The organism is Actinoplanes subglobosus, from assembly GCF_042650585.1.
Taxonomy (GTDB): domain Bacteria; phylum Actinomycetota; class Actinomycetes; order Mycobacteriales; family Micromonosporaceae; genus Actinoplanes; species Actinoplanes subglobosus.
On the sequence record NZ_JBHSBL010000002.1, the window covers coordinates 41,163 to 65,313 of the forward strand.

24 protein-coding genes and 1 pseudogene are annotated in these 24,151 nt (G+C 70.1%); 10 read left to right on the top strand and 15 right to left on the bottom strand.

Features of this window, described 5'->3' with window-relative positions; genetic code table 11:
* Nucleotides 1-60: 60 nt before the first annotated feature.
* Nucleotides 61-627, bottom strand: a complete 567-nt coding sequence (locus tag ACFO0C_RS00730) for a chloramphenicol phosphotransferase CPT family protein (RefSeq protein ID WP_378064448.1) — start codon at nucleotides 625-627, stop codon at nucleotides 61-63.
* Between the two features lie 263 nt (nucleotides 628-890).
* Between ACFO0C_RS00730 and ACFO0C_RS00735 the strand changes: the two genes are divergently transcribed.
* A complete protein-coding gene (locus ACFO0C_RS00735; protein WP_378064449.1) occupies nucleotides 891-2,123 on the top strand; it encodes an MFS transporter in 1,233 nt (410 codons plus the stop codon).
* 42 nt (nucleotides 2,124-2,165) lie between these two features.
* Here the strand turns inward: ACFO0C_RS00735 and ACFO0C_RS00740 are convergent, their stop codons facing one another.
* The gene (locus ACFO0C_RS00740) at nucleotides 2,166-3,137 is read right to left on the bottom strand and encodes a helix-turn-helix transcriptional regulator (protein ID WP_378064450.1); all 972 of its coding nucleotides are present in this window, start codon (nucleotides 3,135-3,137) and stop codon (nucleotides 2,166-2,168) included.
* A 94-nt stretch (nucleotides 3,138-3,231) separates the two neighbouring features.
* On the opposite strand from ACFO0C_RS00740, the gene ACFO0C_RS00745 reads away from it, so the two are divergent.
* Complete coding sequence (locus ACFO0C_RS00745; protein ID WP_449190569.1) at nucleotides 3,232-3,633, top strand: RidA family protein; 402 nt, start codon at nucleotides 3,232-3,234, stop codon at nucleotides 3,631-3,633.
* 6 nt (nucleotides 3,634-3,639) lie between these two features.
* On the opposite strand, the gene ACFO0C_RS00750 is transcribed toward ACFO0C_RS00745, so the two are convergent.
* Nucleotides 3,640-4,164, bottom strand: coding sequence for a hypothetical protein (locus ACFO0C_RS00750; RefSeq protein WP_378064451.1), 525 nt, complete (start codon nucleotides 4,162-4,164; stop codon nucleotides 3,640-3,642).
* A 39-nt stretch (nucleotides 4,165-4,203) separates the two neighbouring features.
* Between ACFO0C_RS00750 and ACFO0C_RS00755 the strand changes: the two genes are divergently transcribed.
* From ACFO0C_RS00755 to ACFO0C_RS00765, 3 genes and pseudogenes are all read left to right on the top strand, one after another.
* Nucleotides 4,204-4,689, top strand: coding sequence for an HIT family protein (locus ACFO0C_RS00755; protein ID WP_378064452.1), 486 nt, complete (start codon nucleotides 4,204-4,206; stop codon nucleotides 4,687-4,689).
* A 42-nt stretch (nucleotides 4,690-4,731) separates the two neighbouring features.
* Nucleotides 4,732-5,019, top strand: a pseudogene (locus ACFO0C_RS00760) (YybH family protein); the annotation flags it as partial.
* A gap of 4 nt (nucleotides 5,020-5,023) precedes the next feature.
* Nucleotides 5,024-5,464 (top strand): SRPBCC family protein, encoded by a 441-nt coding sequence (locus tag ACFO0C_RS00765; RefSeq protein WP_378064453.1) that lies wholly within the window; start codon nucleotides 5,024-5,026, stop codon nucleotides 5,462-5,464.
* A gap of 44 nt (nucleotides 5,465-5,508) precedes the next feature.
* On the opposite strand, the gene ACFO0C_RS00770 is transcribed toward ACFO0C_RS00765, so the two are convergent.
* The 9 genes from ACFO0C_RS00770 to ACFO0C_RS00810 form a co-directional block, all read right to left on the bottom strand.
* Nucleotides 5,509-8,787 carry a S8 family serine peptidase gene (locus tag ACFO0C_RS00770; RefSeq protein ID WP_378064454.1) on the bottom strand — a complete coding sequence of 1,093 codons (3,279 nt, stop codon included), beginning with the start codon at nucleotides 8,785-8,787 and terminating at the stop codon, nucleotides 5,509-5,511.
* A 107-nt stretch (nucleotides 8,788-8,894) separates the two neighbouring features.
* Nucleotides 8,895-9,284 (bottom strand): hypothetical protein, encoded by a 390-nt coding sequence (locus ACFO0C_RS00775; RefSeq protein WP_378064455.1) that lies wholly within the window; start codon nucleotides 9,282-9,284, stop codon nucleotides 8,895-8,897.
* Between the two features lie 163 nt (nucleotides 9,285-9,447).
* Nucleotides 9,448-10,086, bottom strand: a complete 639-nt coding sequence (locus ACFO0C_RS00780) for a DUF4241 domain-containing protein (protein WP_378064456.1) — start codon at nucleotides 10,084-10,086, stop codon at nucleotides 9,448-9,450.
* A 149-nt stretch (nucleotides 10,087-10,235) separates the two neighbouring features.
* Nucleotides 10,236-11,468 carry a glycoside hydrolase family 1 protein gene (locus ACFO0C_RS00785; RefSeq protein ID WP_378064457.1) on the bottom strand — a complete coding sequence of 411 codons (1,233 nt, stop codon included), beginning with the start codon at nucleotides 11,466-11,468 and terminating at the stop codon, nucleotides 10,236-10,238.
* Nucleotides 11,465-12,622 (bottom strand): alpha/beta hydrolase family protein, encoded by a 1,158-nt coding sequence (locus tag ACFO0C_RS00790; protein ID WP_378064458.1) that lies wholly within the window; start codon nucleotides 12,620-12,622, stop codon nucleotides 11,465-11,467. The genes ACFO0C_RS00785 and ACFO0C_RS00790 overlap by 4 nt, the downstream gene beginning before the upstream one ends.
* A gap of 8 nt (nucleotides 12,623-12,630) precedes the next feature.
* Nucleotides 12,631-13,578, bottom strand: coding sequence for a VOC family protein (locus ACFO0C_RS00795; protein ID WP_378064459.1), 948 nt, complete (start codon nucleotides 13,576-13,578; stop codon nucleotides 12,631-12,633).
* Between the two features lie 28 nt (nucleotides 13,579-13,606).
* The gene (locus ACFO0C_RS00800; protein WP_378064460.1) at nucleotides 13,607-14,941 is read right to left on the bottom strand and encodes an aldehyde dehydrogenase family protein; all 1,335 of its coding nucleotides are present in this window, start codon (nucleotides 14,939-14,941) and stop codon (nucleotides 13,607-13,609) included.
* On the bottom strand, nucleotides 14,942-15,925 hold the full coding sequence (locus tag ACFO0C_RS00805; protein ID WP_378064461.1) for a fumarylacetoacetate hydrolase family protein: 984 nt from the start codon (nucleotides 15,923-15,925) through the stop codon (nucleotides 14,942-14,944). It lies immediately after the preceding gene.
* Between the two features lie 7 nt (nucleotides 15,926-15,932).
* Nucleotides 15,933-16,223 (bottom strand): putative quinol monooxygenase, encoded by a 291-nt coding sequence (locus tag ACFO0C_RS00810; protein ID WP_378064462.1) that lies wholly within the window; start codon nucleotides 16,221-16,223, stop codon nucleotides 15,933-15,935.
* Nucleotides 16,224-16,405: 182 nt separating this feature from the next.
* Between ACFO0C_RS00810 and ACFO0C_RS00815 the strand changes: the two genes are divergently transcribed.
* From ACFO0C_RS00815 to ACFO0C_RS00830, 4 genes are read left to right on the top strand one after another with little or no spacing between them, the layout of a single operon-like run.
* Complete coding sequence (locus ACFO0C_RS00815) at nucleotides 16,406-17,386, top strand: sugar ABC transporter substrate-binding protein (protein WP_378064463.1); 981 nt, start codon at nucleotides 16,406-16,408, stop codon at nucleotides 17,384-17,386.
* Nucleotides 17,387-17,388: 2 nt separating this feature from the next.
* Nucleotides 17,389-18,426 (top strand): ABC transporter permease, encoded by a 1,038-nt coding sequence (locus tag ACFO0C_RS00820; RefSeq protein ID WP_378064464.1) that lies wholly within the window; start codon nucleotides 17,389-17,391, stop codon nucleotides 18,424-18,426.
* A gap of 1 nt (nucleotide 18,427) precedes the next feature.
* Nucleotides 18,428-19,201 carry an ATP-binding cassette domain-containing protein gene (locus tag ACFO0C_RS00825; RefSeq protein ID WP_378064465.1) on the top strand — a complete coding sequence of 258 codons (774 nt, stop codon included), beginning with the start codon at nucleotides 18,428-18,430 and terminating at the stop codon, nucleotides 19,199-19,201.
* Between the two features lie 17 nt (nucleotides 19,202-19,218).
* Nucleotides 19,219-20,352, top strand: coding sequence for an FAD-dependent monooxygenase (locus ACFO0C_RS00830; RefSeq protein ID WP_378064466.1), 1,134 nt, complete (start codon nucleotides 19,219-19,221; stop codon nucleotides 20,350-20,352).
* Nucleotides 20,353-20,371: 19 nt separating this feature from the next.
* On the opposite strand, the gene ACFO0C_RS00835 is transcribed toward ACFO0C_RS00830, so the two are convergent.
* Nucleotides 20,372-21,349: a LysR family transcriptional regulator gene (locus ACFO0C_RS00835; protein WP_378064467.1), complete on the bottom strand. Its 978-nt coding sequence runs from the start codon at nucleotides 21,347-21,349 to the stop codon at nucleotides 20,372-20,374.
* A 32-nt stretch (nucleotides 21,350-21,381) separates the two neighbouring features.
* On the opposite strand from ACFO0C_RS00835, the gene ACFO0C_RS00840 reads away from it, so the two are divergent.
* Nucleotides 21,382-22,314 (top strand): LysR substrate-binding domain-containing protein, encoded by a 933-nt coding sequence (locus tag ACFO0C_RS00840; protein WP_378064468.1) that lies wholly within the window; start codon nucleotides 21,382-21,384, stop codon nucleotides 22,312-22,314.
* 254 nt (nucleotides 22,315-22,568) lie between these two features.
* On the opposite strand, the gene ACFO0C_RS00845 is transcribed toward ACFO0C_RS00840, so the two are convergent.
* Nucleotides 22,569-23,051: a hypothetical protein gene (locus ACFO0C_RS00845; protein WP_378064469.1), complete on the bottom strand. Its 483-nt coding sequence runs from the start codon at nucleotides 23,049-23,051 to the stop codon at nucleotides 22,569-22,571.
* A 263-nt stretch (nucleotides 23,052-23,314) separates the two neighbouring features.
* The gene (locus ACFO0C_RS00850) at nucleotides 23,315-24,127 is read right to left on the bottom strand and encodes a hypothetical protein (RefSeq protein WP_378064470.1); all 813 of its coding nucleotides are present in this window, start codon (nucleotides 24,125-24,127) and stop codon (nucleotides 23,315-23,317) included.
* Nucleotides 24,128-24,151: the final 24 nt, after the last annotated feature.

The following is a 24,151-nucleotide window of genomic DNA, read 5'->3' on the forward strand; positions in this document are numbered from 1 at the left end:
AGCCGCGCCTGGAGTCGTTCTACCTCGACAGTTGCGGTTTCCGGGCGACCGGGGCCGGGCTCATCCGGCTGCGGTGAGACGTCGCCGGAGCCGATCGAACGCCTGGGGCGGTGTGCCCAGGTGGTGGGCGATCTGTTTCGCGCACTCGTCGGGGCCCGTCTCGGTGGTGTCCACGACGATGTCGTACTCGCCGTGTGCGTAGACAAGGGTCTGGGACCGGGCCAGCCCGATCGGGCGGTCTCCGCGCTCGCGTTCGCGCCGTTCGAGCTCGTCCGGGGAGCACCGGACCTCCACGAGCGTCACGTCGTACCCCGCCAGCGTGTCGAGCAGATCGGTGACGCGCCACCGCTCGCTGAGCGGATAGTCCATGATCACGTCGTTGCCGGCCGAAGCCATCGCAGCCACGGCGCGGTGGTAGCCGACCCGGGTCCTGGTGAGCATCTCGGCGATCTCCGTGTCGTCGAGCACCCTGGTGTGGACGGTGGAGCGCATGGCGTTGATCGCGTCGACCGGCATGAAGAACCACGGGTCGGGCAGCAGCGGGAGCAGTGCCCGGCCGATGCTGCTCTTGCCCGAGCTGGAGGCACCGTTGAGCAGGATGATCCGGCCACCGCGCTCTGACGTCACGGCGACACCCTAACGTGGCGGGGTGAGCAGGGCCTCGACGGCGACGGTGACCGTCTAGGAATGGAGCCCGTCCCAATGTCCGAGCTGGCACTGGAGAAAGCGCACCCTCCCACGATGCCGGACCCGACGCCTCAACGGTGGTCGTTGAGGTGTCCCAGCTACGGCCGGCAGGGTTGCGGGGGCGGCACGGCCGTGGGTTATGGTCTCGGTGCGAGCCGACGTCCCAGTCCGACCTGTCTGGCGGTTCGCCGCTGGAGCTCATCTTGCGTACAGGTCGTTCTTCTTTTCGTCATGCCCTTTCTCTCGGGCGCCGTTTCTTCTTCGCCGCCGCCGTCGCCCGTCTCGGGGTGGCGACGTCCGGGCTGGCCGTGTTCTGGGCCGTGCAGGGATCATCCGGGTCGTTCGGGACGGCCGGGGTCGCGACCGGTGCCTTCGCTGTCGCGGACGCGCTGGCCGGGCCGCAGGTCGCACGTCTGGTCGACCGCCACGGCCAGCGCCGGGTGATGCCCGCGGTGACCGCGCTGTTCGCCGCCGCCGGTCTGCTGCTGATCGTGGCCTGCTCCTTCGCATGGCCGGGGATGTCGGCGGTCGTGCTGTCCGCGGTCGTCGGCGCGACCGTACCGCCGGCCGGAGCCCTGTCCGCGGCTCGCTGGCGCAAGGTCGCCCCGGGAGACGCGGACGGCGTCCTGGCCCGGGCGCTGTCGATGGAGGGCGCGGTCAACGACGTGGTGTTCCTGGCCGGGCCGGTCCTGGTGACCACTCTGGGTACCGTCCTGGCACCGTGGGCGGGCCTGGTCCTCGCCGTGTCGCTGCTGGTCGCGGGCATGGCCGTGCTGTTGTCGGACCGGGCTTCGGAGCCACCGCCGGCCGGGTCGTCACCGGGGGCGCTGATGGACCGGCGGCTGCTGAACCGGCGTTTCGCGGGCCTGTTCGCGGCGAACCTGGCGCTGGGCTTCTTCTTCGGCGGCATCGGGGTGGCGATCACGGCGTTCGCGTTCGCTCATCAGGCGGGCGCGCTGTCGGGCCTGATCACCGCGGCCGCCGGGGTCGTCAGTCTGTTCGCGGGCCTGGCCTACGGCGCCGTGGCCCCGGGCCGGCCCGCGCCGGTGATGCTCGTCGCCGGTGTCGTGCTCACCGCCGGGTGCGCGGTCCTGGCGCTGACACCGTCGGTGCCGCTGATGTTCGCCGGGTACGCGGTGGTCGGTGGCTGTGTGGCGCTGGTGCTGATCCCCGGTTCGATCCTGTTGCAGCAGGCGACCGTGGCGGAGGTCTACACCCAGGCGATGACCTGGATCAACTCGGCGAGCGCGCTCGGCATCGCGACGTCGGCGCCGGTCGTCGGCTTCGTGGTGCAGCATCACGGCTGGCCGGCCGGATTCCTGGTGCTGGCCGCGCTGACCGCCTGCCTACCGGCGGCGATCGCCGTGCTGCCCACCACTGCGGGACTCACGCAGGAGGCGGAGGCGTTCCCGGTGGTGTCGGGCCGAGGACCGTGATGCGGAGTCGGCGAATACGGCAAGGTCCATGGGAGGTCCGGGTCAACGCATCTCGGTGTAGCGGGCGGCGAGTTCGGCGGCCCGCCGGTGCAGGGCGGCGCGCAAGGCCGGTGGGCTCAGCGCCTCGGCGGCCGTGCCGAGCTGCCACATCGCCCACACGGCGTGCCGCAGGTCCTGGAACGTCACCTCCAGGTGCAGGCGGCCGCCGGCGGAGGGTTCCTCGGCGCGGACGGCCACGGCGCTGGCCAGCAGTTCCTCGCGGCGTGCCGGGTCGACGCGGACCCGTACCGCGATGTGGTCGTCGGACAGGAACCGGGCGCAGCGTTCACGCCAGGCCCGGTCGAGGTCCACGAGGTTCGGGCGCTGCGCGGGCTCGGGAAGCTCCTCGGCGGCCAGCACCCGCGACAGCCGGTACGTGCGGTCCTGGCCCGCCCGGGTCGCCAGCAGGTAGACCCGGTCGCGGACGGTGACCAGCCCGATCGGGTCGACGGTGCGCCACCGGGCCGGTTCGCCGGTGGCCGCGTAGTGGATCCGCAGCCGCCGCCCGCCCAGGACCGCCCGCCGGACCTCGGCCATCGTCGCGCCGGGCACCTCCTCGACGGCCGGGCGACGCGACAGCAGGTCGGTCTCCGGTTCGACGAGAAGCCGCTGGACGGCGTCGCTCGCGGTGGCCCGGTGGCCTTCCGGCAGGGCGTCGACGACTTTGCGCATGGCCGAGGTGAGGGCCGCTCCGAGACCGAACGCCTGCTCGCCGCGCCCCGACCCGGCGGTCAGCAGGGCCAGGGCCTCGTCGTGGTTGAGGCCGGTCAGCTCGGTCCGGAACCCGGGCAGCAGCGCGAACCCGCCGTGCCGGCCCCGCTCGGCGTAGACCGGGACCCCGGCCGCGGACAACGCCTCGATGTCCCGCAGGACGGTCCGCGTCGACACCTCCAGCTCGCGGGCCAGCACATCCGCGGTCAGCCGGCCGCGCTGGCGCAGCAGGAGCACCAGGGACACCAGCCGGTCGGCGCGCATCCGCGAACACTATCGGAATACACGACAGAGGATGTCGTGATTCACGGCCAGGCTGACCTGGACATCAACATTCGACCTTCGATCGGAGCCCGAAGTGTCAGTGCAACGCGTGGCGGTCAACCCGTGGCCGTGGTCGGTGGAACTCGGGTTCAACCAGGGTGAGGTCGTCTCCGGCCACACCCGGACCCTGTACTGCTCCGGCCAGACCGCGATGGACGCCGACGGCAAACCCCAGCACGACGGGGACATGGCCGGCCAGCTGGCGTTGAGCCTAGACAACCTGGAGGCCGTGCTGGCCGGGGCCGGCATGTCGCTGGCGGACGTGGTCCGGCTGAACGTCTACACCACCGACGTCGACCTGCTGTTCCCGCACTACGGGGTGCTGGCGGGCCGGCTCGGCGCGGCCGGGGTGGCCCCGGCCACCACGATGCTCGGCGTGACCCGGCTGGCGATCCCCGGCCAGATGATCGAACTGGAGGCGACCGCGGTGGCGTGACCCCGGTCAGGGGACGGGTGCGACCAGGATCCGCCGGGTCCACTCCAGCTGCCTGACGATGGTGTAGGTACCGGTCCGTCCGCTTTCGGGCGGCGGACCGTCGTACTCGACGAACGAGTGGAAGTCGTCGAACCGCACACCGTAGGTCCGGTCCCCCGGGGTGACGTCGGAGACCGTGCCGATCGCTGTCGAGCCGGGTGGGTGGCGGCGGGTCAGGGCCGCCCACTCCTCGCCCGACATCGGCGACAGCCGGTAGAACCGGGAGCGCATCCCGGCGTCCAGCGGATACAGCCGCACCTGGCCAGGCCGGTGGATCAGCACCTCGAACAGTGCCTCCCGCCCGACCTCCGGCCACGCGCCGGGATTGTCGGGCAGGTGGATCACGTCGACGAACCCGCCCGGCTCGGCGCCGAGATCCACGAAGAGGCCCGTCCGGCCGGCCCCGAACGGCAGCGCACTGACACGGCCACGCACCCGGTCACCGACGGGAAAACGTCGCCGGGCCGCGGTGAGCTGGTCGAACTCGGACATCGACGACAGTCTTGCACAGTGCCGGTAGGTTCGGTCGTCGTGTTCAACCATGCGCCTGACGACTACGTGTGCCCGTTCTGCCGTCGCGTCGCCGGTCTGCCCGACCTGCGCGGCATCGGCGACCCGCAGGACATCGTGCACCGCACCGACCTGGCCACCGCGTTCGTCGCACCGCGCTGGTGGCCGAACAATCACGGTCACGTGCTGGTGATCCCCAACGCCCATCACGAGAACATCTACGACCTTCCTCCGGAGTACGGCCACGCGGTCCACGATCTGGTCCGTGAGGTCGCGATCGGGATCCGCACCACGTACGGCTGTGACGGCACGTCGGTGCGCCAGCACAACGAGCCTGCCGGCTACCAGGACGTGTGGCACTATCACGTGCACGTGTTCCCTCGTTACCCCGGCGACGAGCTGTACATGTCGAGCGCGTATCCCGAGTTCGTGACCGCCGAGGAGCGCCGGCCGTACGCCGAACGTCTTCGAGGCTTTTTCGGCTCAGACCCGGCGGGCCTGCTGTAGGCGTTGCCCGGTCCGGTAGAGCTCGATGAGCAGGGGCCGCAGCCGGGAAGCCCGGTGACCGGCATGGAACGGTCGGCGGCGAACGAACGGTTCCAGGCTCTGGGCCTGCCGATCCGGGTGCGCCCGAGGCACGTCTACACGGCCGGCGACATCGCGTTGCTGATCGTCGACTGGGCGATCGAGGGTACGGGCCCGGACGGCACCGGCATCCACATCGAGGGCACAGCGACCGACGTGGCCCGCCGCGGCCCCGACGGCACGTGGCGCTACGTGATCGACAACCCGTTCGGTGTCGCTCCTGGACCTCCGGCAGCGCCCGTGCTCCGATGAGACGGTGCGATTCGACGTCGACACGACAGCCACACCGGAGCAGGTGTGGTCGGCATTCACCGACTTCAGCGACCGGCGGCTGAGGATCTGGAGCCGCACCCTGGACCCCAGGAGGTACGAGGTGCGCGCTCAGGGCGACGCCTGGGCGGTGGCTCGTGAGAGCACCCCGGGTTCGCCGTTCTGGGTGGTGGTCCGCTACGACTGGTCCACCCCGTCCGTCATCCGCTGGACGGTCGAGGAGAGCAGTTACGGCGGCGGCGGTGACGGCGAGGTGCGCATCAGCCCGGCCCCGGGCGGAGGCAGTCACGTCCAGGCCGCGTGGACCTACACCGACGCCCGCCCGTTGCAGCGCCCGCTGCTCTACCTGCTGCAACGCCGCCCGATGGCCGGCATGATCGCCCGCATGTGGACCGACGCGCTGAACCGCTGCGCCACCACGTCCTGAGGTCCGGGCCGGGTCCCGATCGTGGATCGGGACCCGGCCTTCGGTCAGCGGAGGATGTACGCGCGGATCGTCTCCTGGGTCACCGTGTTGCCGGCGTCGTCGGCGGCGCTGGCGCGCAGTGACACGAAGCCCGGCCCCGCCGGATGGGTGACCGTGACGGTCCGCTGGTCACCGGTGCCGCTCACGTCGGCCCGCTGCCAGGTCGCGCCGTCGTCGTAGGACACCTCGGCCCCCACGTCGGTGGCGGTGCCGGCCGTGGAACCCGGCTGGTGGTCGACGGTCAGCGGGATCGTGAACGTCGTCCCGCCCGGAGCCGTGTTGTGGTCGTCCAGCGGAGGCCTGAACCGGACCGTCGACAGCGGCAGCCGCTGCGGCTCGTCGACGTGCCCGGACCGGAACGTCCAGGCCACGGCGACCCTGGTGGAGGTGCGGAACGGCGCACCGCGGGTGTCCGACGCCTCCAGCCGGTAGGTGGCCTCCTCGGCCGGCAGCCGGAAACTGGTCCCCTCCCCCACCTTCGTGTCCCCCTGGTGGAGGGTGATCGTCGGGTTCTCGGTGAACCCGCTGCCGGGATGGCCGGCGCCGTCGCCGTACAGAAGGAGCATCAGGTTCAGTTCGTCGCCCTCGCGGACGATCCATTCCCTGGGGCGTTCCGGCTGGGTGACGGTCGGCGCGAACACCCCGGAGTTCCACTGCTCCCGAATGCGTTCGCCGGCCTGGTACGACGCCGACGCGTTCAGCTGGCCGCTGATCGGCTCGGGGTATTCGCCGGGCAGCTGTTGCAGGAAGATGGACCTCCAGGCGATCCCCGGGCTGTGGTATTCGGTGCGGTGCGCGGGCAGGTCGAACGTCAGGTCCACCGAGTTGCCGTAGCCTTCGGCGCTGTACAGGGCGGCGTGGCCCTGCACGCCTTCGGCCCCGGTGGCCTCGACCGCGTAGTCGGCCTCGACCACGGCGAGGTCCTTCAGTTCGGGCCGGTAGGTCAGTCCGTCGAACATCGCACCGCGCTGCACGTACGCCAGGTCGGCGGTCCAGGGGCTGTCGTGGAACGTGCCGTCCGGGCCCGGGTCGCCGAAGGTCCCCGCCATCCCGGCCTGGAAGAAGTCCCTGCCGACCGGGGACGCCGGTGCCACCAGCACCGGTGCCACCAGCAGCTCACTGAACGAAGTCCCGGAGATGCCGGTCGAGAACACGTGCTCGCCGACCACCCATTCGGCGTCCACCCGCGCCATGGCGCTTCTGGCACCGTCCTGCGGCGCGGCCACGTCCAGGGGCTTGGCCGTACGGGCGTCGAAGGTGATCGTCATGTCCCGGTCGACGACCAGTTCACTGATGGTGAGCAGGGCGGTGCGGCTGGAGTCGGCGTCGACGATCTGGCTGTAGGCGCCGTACCGGCCCGAGACCAGCGAGACCGTCGCCTTGCCCTCCACCGGGTTGACGGACACCCTATCGCCGGTGTCCAGGTTGAACAGGTCGGTGAACGAGCGGGTGGCCGGCGTACCGTCGAGATCGACGATGTTGACCGTGACGTCGACGCTCTTGGTCTGGCTGACCACGCCGAGGGCGGTGCTGACCCGCTGGTCGCCGGCGGTGGCGGTGGCGGTGAGGTGCCCGCCGAGATCACCCGGGACCACCGTCCTGGTGTCGGCCGTGACGGTGGTGCTCGCGGTACCACCGGCGGGGACGGTCAGCCGGTCGTCGGCCACCGTGAAGGCGGCGCCGGTGACGGCCAGGTCGAGGTCGGCCGCGGCCGTGCCGGTGTTGCGGTAGGTGACCGTCTTCGTCACCGGCTGGTCGTCGTCATGTGGCCAGTCCTGCACACCGAAGCTGACACTGCCCTGGTCCACGGTGACCGTCTGGGTGATCGCCCGGGCCACGTCGAGGCGGCCGGCACCCTGGTCGTAGGCGTTGAGGCCGGCGGTCGGGTTCGCCGCGGCCATCAGGGTGTTCTTGCGCTGTTTCGGCGACCAGTCCGGGTGCTGCTGGACGAGCAGGGCGGCGGCGCCCGCCACGTGCGGGGTGGCCATCGAGGTGCCGCTGAGCGCCACGTAGCCGTCGGCGGCCGGGGTGCCGATGTGGCCGTTCGTGGCCTTGGCGGCGACGATGTCGACGCCGGGCGCGGTCATGTCCGGCTTCAGTCCGCCGTCACCGATCCGTGGGCCGCGGCTGGAGAAGTAGGCGAGCCGGTCGTTGCGGTCGACGGCGCCGACCGACAGTGCGGAGTCCGCGGTGGACGGCGAGTTGACGGTTCCCGGGTAGCCGTCGTTGCCGGCCGCGACCACGAACAGCGTGCCGTACCGTGCGGTCAGGTCGTTGACGGCCCGCTCACCGTCGTCCAGCCCGGTCCAGTCCCAGCTGCCGAGGCTCATGTTGACCACCGGCACGCGCTCGGCGGCCCATGCCATGCCGGCCAGCATCGCCGACAGGCTGCACGTCCGGTCCTCGCACACTTTGCCGATCGCGAGTTTCGCGCCGGGCGCGACGCCTTTGTAGCGGCCTCCGGAGGCGGCACCGGTGCCGGCGATCGTCGACGCCACGTGCGTACCGTGGCCGCTGATGTCGTCGATGGAGGCGGCCGTGGTGAAGTTGGCCGTCTCGGTGATCTGGCCGGCCAGGTCCGGGTGGGTTTCGTCGATGCCCGAGTCGAGTACGGCCACCGTCACTCCGGTGCCGTCGTAGCCGGCCTTCCACGCGGCCGGCGCACCGACCTTGGCGACGCTCTCGTCGAGGTCGAGGTGGTACTCGGCGTCCAGCGACACACGTTGGAGACCCGCGGTGAGGGCGCGCTTCTCGTCAGTGCCGCTGGTCAGCGTCGACCACAGCGAGTCGCCTTCGGTCTCGGCGGCCATGATGCCGAGCTGCGGGATGTCCCGGACGACCTCGGCGTCGCCCGCGGTGATCGCCCGGCGCGCGGTTGCCGTCTTGTTCTTGCCGTACGAGACGAGCACCCGCAGCCCGTTCCCGCTCTGATCGGCGAGGGCGTCGATGTCGAACAGCCGTTTGTCGAGCCGTTCGGCCCGCAGCAGCCCGACCGCGTCCGACGGGATCACATACCGGTGCTCCCCGTCGGATTCGCTGATGAACTGGATCCGGTTCCGCCCCGGCCCGGCCTTCACCGACATGGTGTCGCCCCGGAGGCTCACCCGGTCGCCGGTGATCAGGGTGACCGTGCTCGAGACCGCGGCCACGGGCTGTGCCGCGATGACCTTCCCGGTAGCCGGTGGCCCGGTGACCGGTTCCTCTTCCGCTGAGGCCAGCGCCTGCGCGGATCCGACCGCGACAATCGCGGTCACCCCCACGGCAAGCCATTTCCGTCGACGCATCCGACGCCTTCCGCTGTCAGGTATCGATCACGCGTCCACGTGATCGCCCCGGCACGGTAGAGGCCGATATGTGGGTTTGCTGTCCGTCACGGAAAGTGCCGGGTGCATCACACCACCCGGATGTGGCCCTGCTCGCCGGACCACCCGAGTCCCTTGGAGATGAGGGTGATGTCGGCACCGCTGTAGATGTGCAGGTCGATGCCGGCGAACGAGAGCCAGAGACCATGTGTGGACCAGCCTCGCACCTGGTCCATCGGCAGGTCGCCGGTCAGGTCGGCGGTGCCGGGGAAGTACGGGCTCTCGGTCACCGTCCATCCGGTCAGGACGCGGCCGGTGACCTCGGCGAGCGGATCGGGCCTCGACGAGCGCCACTCGTACGGACTTCCGACGAGGGTGGGCGAGGTGGTCAGGTCGATCGTGTTCCACGTGATCGACAGATCGCTCGTGCCACCCTGCCAGCCGACCTCCAGCTGGGTGCCGCCGTCGAACACCAGCACCACCGGAAGGGCCGGCTGCCACACGTCTCTGGCCGGGTCCCAGCCGGTCCAGCCGGTCTCCAGGTGCCGGCCGACGAGCGCGTTCAGGGCGGATCTCTGGTCGTGGAGCTGCGCCTGCGCCGGTTTGAAGTCGGATCGCCAGCCGGAGACGGCGTGGTCCCCGCTAATCGGGGATCACCAGGAAGTCGGTGACGAAAGCGCTGATCGTGCCGTCGGCGGCGTAGCCGACGAAGGTCGGGTAGACGCCGTCGCCCCAGCCGGTGGAGACGGTGATGACGTTGGCGCCGGTGGTCTCGTCGATGAGGCCGTCGATCGGGGCCGGGCCCGGCGGGATCTGTGCCGGGATGTAGACCTCTTCCAGCTGGTCGTAGTCCCACTCGGCGAGCGCGGTCACCGCCGACAGGTCGGCCAGCGTGCCGACGCCGGCGTCGACCGGGTAGCCGAAGTAGCCGTCGGCCTCGTCGAGGACGCCGACGTCCTGGCCCTCGTTGAGGGCCATCTCCCAGCGCACCGCAGGCTGATCACTGACGGTCAATTCCAATGCGGCGGTACGGTGCTGAGGCTCCCGTTCCTCCCGGCTGACCACCGCCACCCACGCGGTGAGCGGATAGGCCCCCGCCTCGATCGTCACGGTGAACGCCTCGGCCCCACGCGCACCGGTGAGCGGGTCGCACGCGGTGATCTCGCCGGTCGGAGCGACGACGGTGCCGACCGGCAGCCGCTCGATGACGTAGGCGATACCGTCGGCCTCGAACCGTGCCCCCGCACGCAGGATCGCGGTGAGATCAGGCGAATATGGCACACGTCCTCCAGCGCTCGGCTACCGAGATCATGGTGCCATGTCCGATCGGCGAGGATGGCGCCGCGGCAGAGCAGTACGTCTCGGTACACCGCCGACCCGGCCGTGGTGACACCGGCCGGGTCCCCCGCGGGACACGGGGTGGGCGGCCGCTACCCGGTGCGGGACGGCGCCAGGTAGGCGGCGACCAGGTCGGCGTACGCCTTCGCGCTGGGTTTCGGGGTGCGTTCGAAGGTGGTCCGGTCGACCTCGTGCAGGCCGTACTGGAACGCGTACCCGAAGATCCATTCGAAGTTGTCCAGCAGCGTCCAGTGCAGGTAGCCCAGCACCGGCACGCCGTCGGCCATCGCCCGGTGCAGTGCGTCGAGGGCCGGTTCGAGGAAGGCGGCCCGCAGCGTGTCGTCGGGGGTGGCCATGCCGTGTTCGGTGACCAGGATCGGACGGCCGGTGCTCTGGTACGCGTAACGGACCGCCCCGGCCAGTGACCCGGGTTCGATCGCGCTGCCCATCTGGTTACGCGGCGCGCCGGCCGGTGGTGGCACGGCGCCGAGGGCGTCGTAGGTGAGCCGTTCGTAGTTCTGCACGCCGACGAAGTCGTCCTCGCGGGCCAGGTCGAGCCACCGGGCGTACACCTCTGATCTTTTGCGGTCTCGCAGTGTCGCGTCGTCGCCGGCGACCAGGTCGTCCACGATGGCCAGGGAGAAGCCGACCGGCAGGTCGGGCCGGTGGGTTTTGATCGCGGCGCGGGCGGCGCGGTGACCGGCGGTCATGCCGTCGGCGATGGCGTCCATCTCCTCGGGCAGCATCACGTTGCCGACCCGGTAGCGGGGCACTCCGGCGGCGCGGCCGGCGGCTTCGAGGGTGGCCCGTTCCCGGTCGCGGATGTGCGGTGGCAGGTCGAGCCAGGTGAGCAGGCGGGCCAGGTTGGGTTCGTTGAGGGTGACGGCGACCGCGATCCGGTCGGCGAACCGGGCGGCCACCCGGTCGCAGTAGCGGGCGAACACCTCCGGGGCGTCCGGGTCGAGCCAGCCGCCCCGCTCGGCGAACCAGTGCGGTGAGGTGAAGTGGTTGAAGGTGACGACCGGTGCCAGGCCGCGTTCGAGGCAGTGGTCGACGATCGCCTCGTAGTGATCCAGAGCGGTCTCGTCGAAGGCGCCGGGTTCGGGTTCGACGCGGGCCCACTCGACGGAGAAGCGGTAGGCGTTGAGGCCCATGCCGGCGGCCAGGGCCACATCGTCACGCCACCGGTTCCAGCTGTCGCAGGCTTTGCCGGACGGTTCGGCGAAGACGGTCGGGTCGACGTGTTCGAGGTACCAGGTGTCGCTGCCGGTGTTGTCGCCCTCGGTCTGGTGGCCGGAGCCGGAGACTCCCCACAGGAAGGTCATGCGTCCAGCTCCTTCAGGGTGTCCTCGATCCAGTCGGCGGTGTAGGCGCCGACGTGCGGGAGGTGGTCGAGGCCGATGTGCTCGGTGCCGCCCTCCTCGGGGGTGAACAGCCGCAGGTCCCTCTTCGGGGCGTTGACGGCTTGGTCGTACGACTGGTGGGCGTATTTGACGTTGATCTGCCGGTCGTTGGTCCCGTGGGTGATCAGGAACGGGCAGGTGATCTTGTCGACGACGCCGTTGAGGTTGATCCGCTCGGCGTTGGTGATGAAGGTGGCGAGGTCGGTCTCGCCCCAGACCCAGAGGACGTGCTCCCAGTAGTGCGGGACCGGGTTCTCGCCCTCGCGTTCCAGGCGCTTCTTCTGGACCTCGCCCCAGTTGTGGTTGGCGCCCCAGGCGACGGCGAAGGCGAGGCGTTTCTCGAAGGCGGCGGCCCGGGGGACGTAGTAGCCGCCGAGCGACCAGCCGGCCAGGCCGATCCGGTCGTGCCGGACATCCTCGCGGCTGAGGAGGTAGTCGACGCACGCGGCCGCCCAGTCCTCGGTCTCGACCCGGGCGGTCAGGCCCTGCAGCCGCAGCGCCTCGCCGGAGCCGGGGCAGTCGACCTGGAGCACCGAGATGCCACGGGCGGCCATCTCGGCGGGCCAGCCCGAGGTGTACATGTGTTCCTTGGTCGAGTCCAGGCCGTTCCACATGATCACGGTCGGGGCGGGTGAGCCGTCGGTGGAGGCGTTGGTGAAGTACGCCGGCAGGGTCGTCCCCTCGAACGGCACCTGCACCCGGGTGGTCGCCGGGTCGATCAGCTCGAACGCCTTCGCCATGACCTCCAGCAGGTGCCGGTAGGTGGGGATGCGCAGTGGCGAGGAGTTGGACAGCATCCGTTCGGCCTGGCACAGGTAGCCGCCGGCACGCAGGTATTTCTGTCCGGCCGTACGCGGATGCCCGGATTTCTCTGCTTCTGAGGCTTGTTGCTCGACCTGGTCGGCGACCTTGCGCCAGGACGCCATGAACTGCTCGGTCCCGACGTCGGAACCCTGCTGGGCGAGGTCGCGGATCGGCCGGCAGGCCCGGTCCACCTCGTCGATCGCACCGCCGGAGTTGAGCGCCGCGGTGACGCCGAAGCTCCAGATGTAGTTGCCCGGGAAGTATTCGAACATGGTGGTCCTCAGACGGGCGGGGCGACGAAGACGCCGTGGTCGGGGGCGTTGAAGCTGTCCTTGGCGATGATCTCGCTCATCGGGTCCGCGGTCCCCCACTGGTCCTGGGTCTGCGGGTCGGCGATGTCGTAGAGCGTGGGGTGCCACTGGTCGGTTTCGAGGCGTTCCAACTCGGTGGTGTATTCCATGGTGTTGCCGCTGGGGTCGAGGAAGTAGGTGAAGGTGTTGTTGCCGGCCAGGTGGCGGCCGGGTCCCCAGATCTTCTTGATGCCGGCGCGCATGACCCGGCCGGTGCCGCGCATGTATTCGTCGAGGCCGCGCATCTCGAACGACACGTGGTGCACGGAGGTGTGCGGGCCGCGGGCGATGGCGAGGCTGTGGTGCCAGTCGTTGCACCGCATGAAGTGCATCATCTCGCCCATGTGCTGGCTCCACAGCGTGTCGGACAGCTTGAAGCCGAGGTACGTCTCGTACCAGTCCTTGGTGGCGGTGGGGTCGTTGGAGTTCATCACCGCGTGCGAGATGCGGACCGGGATGGCCTCGCCCTCCTCGATGGCCCGGTGCCGGCGGGAGGCGACGTCGGAGGAGATCTCGATGGTACGGCCGTCGCCGTCGAAGAACCGGAAGCCGTAGCCGCCGCCGGCGGTCTGGAGTTTGCCGGGCTGGCTGACCAGCTGGACGCCCTGGGTGCCGAGCTTGGCGGCGAGCGCGTCGACGGCGGCCTCGTCGGTGGCGCCGAAGGAGATCAGGTCGAGGCGCTTCTCGTCGGCTTTGCGCAGGCGGATGACGTACTGCTCGGGTGATCCTTCGGCGGCGAGGTAGGACAGGTCGCCGTCGGTGCCGACCTCGGACAGGCCCCAGGTGTCGCGGTAGAAGGTGCGCTGGGTGGCGTAGTCGGGCACGGCCAGGTCGACGTGCCGCAGGTGGGTGATGCCGAATGCGTTGAGGTGGCTCACTGGGGGGTTCCTTTCACCGGTACGGCGCTCAGGCGACCGCGACCGTGCGGACGTTGGTGAATTCGCGGACGCCTTCGGCGGACAGTTCGCGGCCGTAGCCGGAGCGGCCGACACCGCCGAACGGCAGCCGTGGGTCGGAGGCGACGGGCGCGTTGACGAACAGCGCGCCGGAGCGGATGCGGCGGCCGACGGCGAGGGCGTGCTCCGGTTCGCCCCAGACCGAGCAGCCGAGCCCGAAGTCGGTGTCGTTGGCCAGCTCGATGGCGTGGTCGTCGTCGCGGGCGCGGATCACGGCTGCGGCCGGTCCGAAGGTCTCCTCGGTGAAGACCGGCATGCCGGGGGTGACGTGGTCGAGGACGGCCGGTTCCAGGTGGTAGCCGGGGCCGTCGACGGGGGTGCCGCCGGTGAGCAGTGTGGCGCCGGCGGCGACGCTCTGCTCGATCTGCCGGACGATGGTGTCGCGCAGGTCGGCGCGGGCCAGCGGGCCGATCTGCGGGATCTCGGTGAGCAGGGCGGCGACGAACTCGTCGGCGATCGCGTCGACGACGATGAACCGTTTGGCCGACACGCAGCTCTGCCCGGCGTTGCCGAATCGCGAGCGGGCGGCCGCCTCGGCGGCGCGGGGCACGTCCGCGTCGGCGAGGACGACGAACGGGTCGGAGCCGCCGAGTTCCAGCACGGTCTTCTTCAGCGCGGCCCCGGCGGCCCGGGCGATCGCCGCTCCGGCTCGTTCGCTACCGGTGAGGGTGACGGCGGCGATCCGCGCGTCGGCGACGATCCGGGCCGACACCGACGGGACCCGCTGGGCCTCGACGATCAGGGACCGGAACAGTCCGGGCGGGGCGCCGGCGTCGGTGAACAGCGCCTCGATGGCCAGGGCGCAGCCGGTGACGTCGGGGCTGTGTTTGAGCAGGGCGGCGTTGCCGGCGGCCAGGGCGGCGCATGCGAAGCGCAGGACCTGCCAGAACGGGAAGTTCCACGGCATCACCGCGAAGATCACGCCGAGCGGTTCGTAGGAGATCCACGAGCGGGTCGCGGCGGAGTCGATGGGGTGGTCGGCGAGCCAGCCGGGTGCAAGGTCGGCGACGACCCGGCAGTTCCAGGCGCACTTGTCGATCTCGGCGAGCGATTCGGCGAGAGGTTTGCCCATCTCGGCGGTGATCAGGGCGGCGTACGTGTCACGGCGCTCGGTGAGCAGTTTTCCCACGGCGAGCAGCAGGGTCAGCCGGTCGTCGAGGGCGACGGTGGCCCAGTCGCGGGCGGCGGCGGCCGTCGCGGCCAGCGCATCCTCGATCGCGGCGTCGTCGTGGGCGCGATAGCGGGCCAGTTCGGCACCGGTCGCCGGGTTGCGGGTAAGGATCATTCAGACCCCCTGGGGTACGCGACGACGCGCCGGCACGATCGGCGGCACCTGTTCGGTGCTCTCGACGATGCGGTTGCGGACCGTGCCCAGGCGTTCGATGGTCATCTCGACGACGTCACCGACTTTCAGCGGCGGCGGGGTGAGGGTGCCGGTGCGGCCCCATGCCTCGGCCAGTGCCCCGGAGGCGCAGGTGCCGGAGGCGAGGACCTCACCCGCTTTCACCCAGGAGGCACGGGACGCGTAGGAGACGAGGTGCTCGAACGACCAGCCCATGTGGGAGCTGCGGTCGGCGCCGGTCTCGACGCCGTTGACCCGGACCGTCATGGCCAGGTCGAGGAAGCCGTCGGCGTCGCGGCAGTCGTCGAGCTCGTCGGCGGTCACCACCCACGGCCCGATGGTGGTGGCGAAGTCCTTGCCCTTGGACGGGCCGAGGCCGAGTTTCATCTCCCGGCCCTGCACGTCGCGGGCGGACCAGTCGTTCATCACGCAGTAGCCGCCGATCGCCGCGCGGGCCTGCCCGGGGGTCACGTTGCGGACGTCGCGGCAGATCACCGCGGCGATCTCCAGCTCGTAGTCGAGGCGTTCGGTGTCCGGCGGCATCAGCACGTCGTCGTGTGCTCCGGTGACCGCGTGCGGTGCCATGAACAGGAACGACGGGGCGGCGTACCACTCCGGTGGTACGGACGCGTGGCCCTGCATGCCTTTGCCGACGCCTTCGACGTGGGCTTCGAAGGTGAGGAAGTCACGCATCGCGACCGGGTACACCGGTGGCAGCAGGACGACCTGCTCCGGTTTCAGGCCGTCGCCCTGGGCCGCGGCGTCGGCGGCCGCCTCCCGTTCGCCCGGGTCGGCGGCGAGCAGCGCGACCAGGTCGGTGCCGTCCGGGAACGGGTGCAGCCACCAGTCGTCGCGTTCGCCGACGACCAGTCCGGTCCGGCGGGCGCCCGCCGGCTCTCCCGCCGTTCGGTAACTGGCCAGTCTCATCGTCGTGTCAGCCGATCGTCTCGTAGAAGGCGCGTTCGCGCTTGGTGAGCACCGGGATGGCCTGGTTGAAGCCGTATTTCTCGAAGTGCTCGGACGTGCCGTGGGCCTTGTAGGCGTCCTCGTCGTCGTAGATCTCGAACAGGTGGAAGGTGCTCGGCTCGGCCGGGTCCTGGTAGGCCTGGTAGAAGCGGTTGCCCGGTTCGGCACGCGACAGCGGGGTGAGCTTCTCGATCGCGTCGAGCACGACGCCCTCCTGGCCGGGCTCGGCGATCCAGGTGGCGCTGACGACGTAGGCCATGGGTGTTCCTCCTCGGAAACGGTGGTGTCCAGGTCACGCTAGGCGTGGGCCCGTGCACGGCGGAAAGCGCTGAGAGCGATGCCAGCCATCACCGCGACGAGGGTTCCGAACCACATGCGACGCGTGTTGTCTGTGAGCCAGACCACGGTTAACAGGATCGTCATATAACCCCAGGAGACGCCGTGAATCGCGAACCCCTCGGTATAACCCTCGCCGCTCTCACCACTCTCGCGCTGGCCGCGTGCAGTTCCGGTGGGACGCAGCCCGCGACCGGTGCCGGTGACGCCGCCGGCGCGGACAACGCCAAGACCATCGTCTTCTCCCCGCTCGCTCTCAAGATCCCGGCGATGAAGGGCCTGTCCGAGGGCCTGAAGGGCTACGGGTCGAGCAAGGGCTACACGATCCTCGTTCAGGATCCCAACCTCGACCCGCAGAAGCAGCTCACCGACCTCAAGAGCGTCATCGAGTCCGGCCGGGCCGGCGGCGCGTGGGTCATCGCGGTCCAGCCGAACGCCCTGTCCGGCCTGGTCAAGAGCGCTCAGGAGAAGAAGGTGCCGCTGGTGCTCAACGGGGTGCCGGAGGACTACGGGCTCAGCGGCATGCAGCCCGGCCTCACCTTCGCCAAGATCGACTACGCGGCGCAGGGCAAGGCCATCGGCGAATCGCTCGGCAAGTGCATCAACGAGAAACTCGGCGGTACGGCCAAAGTCATCCTCACGGTGTCGCCCGCGGGCACGGCCGGTAAGGCCGACGTCGAGAAGGCGCAGCTGGACGCCCTGAAGGCGACCGCACCGGCCGCGGAGATCGTCACCGAGGTCACCGTCACCGACCGGGCCAAGGCACAGACCGACATCGGCAGCGCCCTCCAGGGCAACCCGGACGCCACAGCGGTGCTCGGCAACAACGACGAGGGTGCCCTCGGCGCGGTCGGCGCGTTCGCCGCGGCCGGCAAGGAGCTGCCCTGCATCGCCGAGACCGGCGGCAACGACGAGGTCCTCCAGGCCGTCAAGGACGGCAAGATCTACGCGTCGGTGGCGTTGCAGTTCGAGGCCGACATGGTGCAGTCGTTCGACAGCCTGACCACGATGATCGCCGACCCGACCGCTGTCGGGAAGCAGCTCGCGACGCCGCAGAAGGTGATCACGGCGGGAAGTGGGCAGTGACCGTGACCGCACCCGCGGCCGAAACGACCGTCCCGACCGGCCATGACGTCCCGCGCATGGTCTCCGTGCTGCTGTTCGTCCGGGACCGTGGCATCTTCGTGCTCTGGGGCCTGATCATTCTGGCGTTCTCGTTCTGGTGCGCCCCGTACTTCGCCACCATCGACAACGCGCTGCTCATCGCCAACGCGGCCGCCCTCACCGCGATCTTCGCGGCCGGCGTGGCGTTCGGGGTGATGACCGGGGTGCTCGACCTGTCGCTGCCGGGCACCGCGGCGTTCGCGTCCTGTCTCGCCGGCTGGATGATCACCAGCGGGCAGCCGGTGTGGCTGAGCCTGATCGCCGGGCTGGCCTCCGGAGTCGTAGTCGGGCTGGTCAACGGGCTGATCGCGCTGCGCGGCTTCAACCCGATCATCGTCACCATCGGCACCCTGTCGGCGCTGTCCGGCCTGGCCGCGGTCATCGCCGGCGGCTACACGTTCCCCGGGCTGACCGGGCTGACGTTCATGGGTACCGACCGGTACCTCGGGGTGCCGGCACCGGTGTACATCGTGGCGCTGCTGTTCCTGGTGGGCACGGTGTTCCTCACCCGTACCCGCGATGGGATCCGTTTGATGGCCGTCGGCGGCAACGCCGAGGCCGTGCGCCGCTCCGGCATCCACGCCGACCGCTACAAGGTCCTCGGGTTCGTCATCTCCGGCCTGTGTGCCGCCCTCGGTGGCCTGGTCACCGCGGCGATCACCACCGAGGCCACCCCGGACGCCAGCCCGAGCATCATCTTCAACGCCCTCACCGCCGTCGCGCTGGCCGGTGTCGCGCTCACCGGCGGGCGCGGCAGCCTGCCCCGGGTGCTGGTCGGCGCCCTGATCCTGGCCACCATCGCCAACGGCCTGACCATCCGCGGGGTACAGCCCTACTGGGCGACCGTCACCACCGGCGTGCTGCTGCTCGCGTCGCTGCTGCTGGAACGGATCGTGCAGACCGGCGTCTCCAACCGGCTCATGGGCAGCGCCAACCTGTCGGTCCACCGGAAGCAGGCCTGAGATGACCTCCCCCGCTCTGCGACTCACCGGCATCGACATGCACTACGGCTACGTGCGGGCGCTGTCCGGCATCGACTTCCACGTCCAGCCCGGCGAGGTGGTCGGCCTGCTCGGCGACAACGGCGCCGGCAAATCCACCCTGCTCAAGGTGATGTCGGGGGCGCACCGGCCCAGCGGCGGCACCATCGCGGTCAACGGCCGTGAGGTGAGCTTCCACTCCCCCAGCGACTCGGCGGCCGCCGGGATCCAGATGGTCTACCAGGACCTGGCCCTGGTCGACCCGCAGGACATCTCCACCAACCTCAACATCGGCCGGGAGATCCTGCGCCGCGGGCCGCTCGGCTGGCTCGGGTTCGTCGACCGCAAAGCGATGCGCAAACGGTCCGAGGCCGAACTCGACCGGCTCGGCGTACGGACGGCGCCGATGACCCGCCCGGTGGAGATGCTCTCCGGCGGCCAGCGGCAGGTCGTCGCCCTGGCCCGCGGCGCGATCCGGGTGTCCGGCGAATCCGGCGGTGTCCTGCTGCTCGACGAGCCGACCGCGGCGCTGGGCTACGAGCAGACCAAGCAGGTCGAGGCACTGATCCGGCGGATGGCCGGCCAGGGCATCGCGATCGTGCTGGTCACCCACAACCTCCCCCTCTGCAACGAGGTCGCCGACCGGATCGTGGTCCTGAACCGGGGCGCCAAGGTCGCCGACGTGGCCGTCGCCGACACCGACACGGACGCCGTCGTCGGCTGGATCACCGGAGCACGCCCCTCACAATTCGCCTGAAAGGCACAAGACCCCCCATGGTTGACTCACCGGCCCGCCGGGTCCTCGTCGTCGGCGGCGGCATCACCGGCAGCACCCTCGCCCTCGCACTCGCCCAGGGCGGCGTCCACGTGATCCTGGTCGAACTGCGCCGCGAACTCGGCGGCGTCGGCCACGGCATCACCCTCCAGGGCAACGCGCTCAAAGCGTTCCACCAGGTCGGCATCCTCGACGAACTCACCGAGCACGGGTGCGCCTTCGACAAGCTGCGGATGTTCCGGGCGGACGGCGTACCGATCATGGAAATGCCGGCGCCGCCGATGGGCGGACCCGGCCTGCCGCCCACCATGGGCGCGCTGCGCGCCCGGCTCGCCGACATCCTGGCCCGGCGAGTCGCCGAAGCCGGGGTCGACGTCCGGACCGGCACCACCGTGACGGCGATCGACGACCGCGGGCACGAGGTCGTCGCCACCCTCTCCGACGGCAGCACCGAAACCGTCGACCTGCTGGTCGGGGCGGACGGCATCCGGTCCAGCATCAGGTCGATGATCGGCATCGACGCCCAGCCGCACTCGGTCGGCATGGGCATCTGGCGGGTCGTCGCCCGGCGGCCGGCCGCGATGGACTGCTCCGGGCTCTACTACGGCGGCCCCAAGTACAAGGCCGGCTACACCCCGATCTCCGACGACCTGTGCTACGCGTTCCTGCTGGAGGGCAACCTCGACCGGTCGTTCGTCGGCGAACACCCCAACGGCAAGATCCTCAAAGAGCGCGGGCAGGGGTACGGCGGCGTGTGGGGCGAAGTCCGCGACAGTCTGGCCGACGACGCGGTCGTCAATTACCAGTACATCGAGGCGATCCTCGTCGACGACCCGTGGCACCGGGGCCGGACCATCGTGATCGGCGACGCCGCGCACGCCTGCCCGCCACTGATCGCCCAGGGCGCGGCCATGTGCGCCGAGGACGCGGTCGTGCTCGCCGAGATGCTGACCGGCGGCGACCACATCGACCGGGTACTGCCCGCCTTCATGGCCCGGCGGCTGCCCCGGGTCCGGATGGTGCTGGACAACAGTCTGCTCATGGCCGAATGGGAGATCCACCCCGACACGCCCGACGCCGACCCCGGACGGCTGATGGGCCAGACCCTCGGCGCGCTCTGCGCACCCGCCTGACCACCACGGCCGGACCGGCTCAACGGCGAGCGGGTCCAGCCGCGCTCTCCGCACCCGCGCTCTGCACACCGGCCCATGGGCGCGGCTGGGCCAGCTCGACGGATAGCTGGTCCAGCCGCGCGAACAGCCACCGGTGCGCCGGGTCCGACAGCCGGTCACCGGAGAACCAGTAGCCCTCCGCCAGCACCACCTCGCCGAACGGCGGCTCCACCAGCGCGATCGGACCGTTCTCGGACAGATGCATGCGGGCCAGCCGCTCCGGCACCACCGCCACCATGTCGGTGCCCTCGATGACGAACGCCAGCGGCAGGAAACCCGACACCTGCAACGCGATCCGCCGGTCGACACCCACCTCACCGAACACCCGGTCCACGGGGGTGAGCACGCCCGGCCCGAACGCCGCCACCGCGTGCGGCAGCTCCGCCAGATCGGTCAGCGTCAGCCGGCCCTCGTCAAGGCGCGGGTTCCGGCGGTCGGCGATCACCACCATCCGGTCCCGCCACAGCGGCCGCGACTCCCCCGGAAAACCGAAACCCAGCGGCGCGACCAGGGCATCGTGGTCGAACAGGATCCGCTCCGAGGTCCGCGCGTTCGGGCCCAGATGCTCGATCACCAGCCGTACGCCCGGCGCCGCGCTACTGAGCAGCCGGACCAGCGGCTCGTGCAGCACCGCGATGGCGTAGTCGCTCATACCCAGCCGGAACGACCGTTCACTGGTCGCGGCGTCGAACTGTGCCTCCACGTCCAGGGCGCGGGCCATCAGCCGGACCGCATGCTGCACCTCCGGCAGCAGATCCCGGGCGAACGGCGTCAGCTCGTAGTCACGCCCGGCCCGCACCAGCAGCTCGTCGTCGAACCGGCGCCGCAGTTTGGCCAGGGCCGCGCTCATCGCCGGCTGCCCCAGATCGAGCCGCGCCCCGGCCCGGGTCACGTTGCCCTCCTCCAGCAGCACCCGCAGCAGGAGCAGAAGATTCAGGTCGGTACCGCCCAGAGTCATCCACACGCCTCCTCGTGCCCGAGACTAAAGGGGTGAAGGAACGGCTGCGGGAAGTCGACGCCAACCTGTTGCTGTCGCTGCACGCGCTGCTGGAGGAACGCAACCTCACGCACGCCGGCGAGCGGATGACGATGAGCCAGTCCGCGATGAGCGGTGCGCTCACCCGGCTGCGCCGGCACTTCAACGACGAGCTTCTGGTACGGGAGGGGCGCGGCTTCGTCCTGAGCCCCCTCGCCGGCCGGTTGCGGCCGGTCGTCGCCGACGCGGTCGAGGCAGCCGAGGCACTGCTGGGTGCGCAACGCGAGTTCGATGCCGAGTCCAGCACCCACCGGTTCGGGGTCAGCATGTCGGAGTATGCGATGACGGTCCTCGCCGAACCCCTGACGCGCCTGGTCGCGCAGCGGGCGCCCGGATGCTCGCTGGCGCTGGAACCGCTGGAGGCCAACCGGGAACAGTTCGAGACCCAGCTGATGCGCCGTGACCTGATCGTCGGGCCGCTCGGCTACGACTTCCCCGGCCGTACCCAGCCGATCTTCACCGACGACCTGGTCTGTGTCGTCGCCCGCGACCATCCGCGGCTCACCGATGGCGCGCTCAGCCTGGAGGATCTGCGGGCCGTGCCGCACGCGGTCGCCGAGTTCAGCGCGGCCGGGGGCCGGCGGCGGCCGCTGGAGGTGACGATGGAGGCCCACGGCCTGGCCGGCCGGACCGTGCTGGTGCAGGTGACCAGCCTGCTGACGTTGCCGTTCGCGGTCGGCGGGACCGGCATGTGCGCCTTCGTGCCGTCCCGGCTGGCCCGCCGCTGCCTGGACATCCTTGACCTGGTGATCGCCCGGACCCCGCTGCCGCCGGTGCACATCACCGAGACGGCCCATTGGCATCCCCGCCGCGAAACCGACCCGGCGGTGGTGTGGCTACGCCGCCTGCTGCACGACGTAGCCGTCGCCGTCGAGGACGGCACCTGACGTCAGCGACCTACCACAGGTACGGCCCGGTGCCGGTTCCTTCGACCTCCCCGATGCGCAAGCTGAGACTGGTCATCAGGTCCTTGACACCGCCGTCGAACTCGCGCTCCAGCCACCTACACGGCATCTGCCGTCTCTGAAAGACGCTGGGCCTCAGCTATGAATGCCCTCCGGGCGACAAGGAGGTCGTCAAAAGTCGCCTGCAACTTCTTCGTGGACTTCTTGTCGCCGGTTCGCTCGGCCTCGATGGAGTACTAGCCGGCCGTCCGCTGCAGCTCATTGACCGCATCGGAGAGCGCCTTCGGGCCCAACACCTGAAGCTGTGATGTGCTGGATGCAAGGGTTGTCCAGGCTTCCTGGGCATTCTCCTTGAGTTTCTCATAGGCGTCTTCGGCCGTGGCGTCGGTGTCCTCTTCCAAGGCACGGGCACATTCTCTGAAGGTATCCAGGTCCTTCAGGTACTCATAGCAGGCCACACGCCTGGCCTCGCCCAACGCATCGTGACGGTCACGACGGCGCCGTTCCTTCTCGACATCGCGGGCGTCCGCATTCACCTGATTGAGACGGTCGATCTCATGAGCGTGCGCCGCCTGCTGCTTGTTGAAGTCGTTCTCAGCAGCAAATCGAGCACTGCGCATCTGGTACCTATTGTTGAATGCAGTTGTCGCGACGGTAACGACGCCGCCGGACAGGGTGCTGAGAAGGGTGATCCAGAACGTGGTGAGGGTATCGCTCATGCAGCCACCTCATCACGAGTGACCACGGCTCATTCCCGAATTCGGGATCGTAGCGTCGTCCCGTCTTCCGCTGCCGGAGCGTAGCTATCTGTCAGATAGAGGCCCCCTGCGCTGGACGCTATCGGATAGATGGGCGGGATGGGGCTGTCCTGGGCCCCGACCCAGTCGGCGAGGTCGAACCCGGTGCCACCAGCGGACCAGATCGGTGAGCCCGAATCGGCCCTCGCCGATCGTGCGACGCCTGCCGACCGAACATCGGGTCGTCATTGGGCCGTCTGCGGCAGGAACAAGGCCAGGTTGTCGGTGTTGACGCCATGCTCCGAAGTCCACCAGCAGGCGGGATAGGCGGTGTCGACAGGACGCTGCGCTCGCTGGCCGGCAGGAACATAGGACTGCGCGTATCCACGATGATCGGGCGTCTCCACAATGCCGCAGACTCCCAGGATCTCCAGCAGCGTGCCTCGTTCGTCCTTGTTGCCGGGCACCATGCGCAGCTCCGGAAGGATGGAGGTGGAGGTGGCCTTGCGGTCACTGTTTCGCAGGACCTCGATCAGTCGCCTGCTGATGTCGATGTCGGCGCCGGTGGGTGTCAGTCTCGGCGCGCGGGCGAACTGCTCCAGGTCGAAGGCGACATATCCGATGTCGTCTCGACGGACGCCGCCCCATTTGAACCGCTCGAAACTCAGGATGTTCACGTCCACCGTCTGCTCGCCCGGACGGAGACCACAGGTCAGGCACATACCCGATCCCGGCAGTTCCTCGAAAGCGTGGGAGGGCAGCAGGCGGGCCACCGCATAGGAGCCGAGGGCGGAACGGAGGTCGAGCCGCCGGCTGGTGAGGCTCGCGAGAAAAGCGTCGCCGGCCTCGTCGAGGGAGATGACGGCGGCGGCACGGCGAGCCCGTTCCACCAGGTCGTCGTGGTTCGTGGTCCACGGCTCCTCGAACATCACGCCGGCCGAGATGGCACGCTGCACGGCCGGGGTATCCGGCAACCTGCTCGGCGTCCGCCAGCCGTGCGGTCCCCAATAGGTCTCCATCAGGCCCCGCAACGACTGCGGCGACGGGTCGTACGGCATGACCGCATCCTGGCACGCACCTGG